Below are 938 nucleotides of genomic sequence, written 5' to 3'. Positions count from 1 at the left end.
CCTGCCGTGAAGGCGCTGTATCAAGTCGGCCGGATCTAACCCTGTGGCGCCAAAGTAATGGCCCGCATCAAAATTCAGCATGATCATGGGGCTATAAGAGAGTATTTTATCAAAGCTGAAGTTGGGATCTGCGGGTTGCAGGTGATTATGGAAAATAATGTAAATGTTGTACTTTTCCGCGAAGGGAGCAAAACGTTTGGCCGCTTTCTCCGATATTTCGGTGGAAAGTCCTCTCGCTCCCAATGTCTTGCAGACTTTAAACGCATAGTCGATCTCTTCATCCGACCAGTTCTCTCGTCCTAACTTCAATATGTCAATTTTTACCCCCCTCTTTTCGAACATGTGGCGGATGGGTTCAAATTTGTCCATCGTCACTCTCTTTCGCCATTCCTTAAGTGCTTCCTTGTCTTTGGTGTCGGGGATTCCCGCGTAACTCTCAACTGCCGCTCCCATCAACTCCACAGAACTTATGCCCGATTGTACGGTATAGTCAAGAATTGCACCGATTGACTGGTCAGGCATACTTCGGAAACTATAGGTGATGACCCCTATCTGTACACCGCCGAATTTTGAGTCCGGCTTCTTGCTGGCAAAGCATGCCGACTGAAAAAACAGGCCACAGAAAAGAAAAATTGCCAATCCGATTGAAAAAGATTTTTTTGTCATAACGAAATTTTTATAGGATATTTCTACAATGAATAAGGTTTTCTGTACTGGTAATGATAGAGCCTGTGGCTTCCCGCTTCCATATCGTCGCCAAAGCTCAAAATCGCAGGATCCCATTTAACCGGGCGTTGCAGCTCCGTGGCAATGTTCGCGATACAGCAAAGCGTGTTGGTACTGCATCCCACTTCCACAGGGGCTATTGGATTTTTCCGGGTACGAACCGCGTCAATGAAATTTTGCATGTGGGACGGGCTGATCTCAAACTGCCCCTC

Annotated in this window: 1 protein-coding gene and 1 pseudogene; both read right to left on the bottom strand. The window is 46.8% G+C overall.

Annotated elements, in window-relative coordinates; translation table 11 throughout:
- Positions 1–666: sugar phosphate isomerase/epimerase family protein (locus tag B4G81_RS15220; RefSeq protein ID WP_414703214.1), on the bottom strand; the 666-nt coding region annotated here is incomplete at its 3' end.
- Positions 667–689: 23 nt separating this feature from the next.
- A pseudogene (locus B4G81_RS15215) lies at positions 690–938 on the bottom strand (gfo/Idh/MocA family oxidoreductase); the annotation flags it as partial.

It is taken from the genome of Proteiniphilum sp. UBA5384, from assembly GCF_002410825.1.
Lineage (GTDB): Bacteria > Bacteroidota > Bacteroidia > Bacteroidales > Dysgonomonadaceae > Proteiniphilum.
The sequence above is the reverse complement of the archived record's forward strand: the minus strand, read 5'-3'. Positions and strand labels throughout refer to the sequence as shown.